Origin of the sequence: Mesorhizobium sp. M7A.F.Ca.US.014.04.1.1, from assembly GCF_003998745.1 — a bacterium.
Taxonomy (GTDB): Bacteria; Pseudomonadota; Alphaproteobacteria; order Rhizobiales; family Rhizobiaceae; genus Mesorhizobium; species Mesorhizobium ciceri.
The window spans coordinates 1-590 of the sequence record NZ_RZRW01001359.1 but is presented as its reverse complement, the minus strand read 5'-3'; the positions used below and the strand labels follow the sequence as shown (position 1 = coordinate 590).

Below are 590 nucleotides of genomic sequence, written 5' to 3'. Positions count from 1 at the left end.
ATTGCCGGCCCGGCCGTGACCTACGAAGGAGAGATCCGGCTTGAAGGCAAACCCGACGCCTTAAAAGCGCCGATGGAGGCACGCGAAGCCGGCATCGAGACCGTCTACCAGAATCTGGCACTGTCGCCGGCGCTCTCGATCGCCGATAACATGTTCCTTGGCCGCGAGATCCGCAAACCGGGTTTTCTGGGCGATTGGCTGCGTATGCTCGACCGTCCGGCGATGGAAAAGCGCGCCCGCGACAAGCTTACCGAGCTTGGCCTGATGACCATCCAGAACATCAGCCAGGCTGTGGAAACGCTCTCGGGGGGCCAGAGGCAGGGCGTTGCGGTGGCGCGCGCGGCCGCCTTCGGCAGTCGTGTGGTGATCATGGACGAGCCGACGGCCGCCCTTGGCGTCAAGGAAAGCCGCCGCGTGCTCGAGTTGATCCTCGACGTCAAGAAGCGCGGCCTGCCGATCGTGCTGATCTCGCACAACATGCCGCATGTGTTCGAAGTGGCCGACCGCATTCACATCCACCGGCTCGGCCGTCGCCTCTGCGTCATCGATCCCAAGCAATATACGATGTCCGATGCCGTGGCCTTCATGAC

General features: G+C 63.2%; 1 protein-coding gene. It reads left to right on the top strand.

What is annotated here, in order from left to right; translation table 11 throughout:
• Positions 1-590: ATP-binding cassette domain-containing protein (locus EOA22_RS36535; protein WP_164756331.1), on the top strand; the 590-nt coding region annotated here is incomplete at both ends.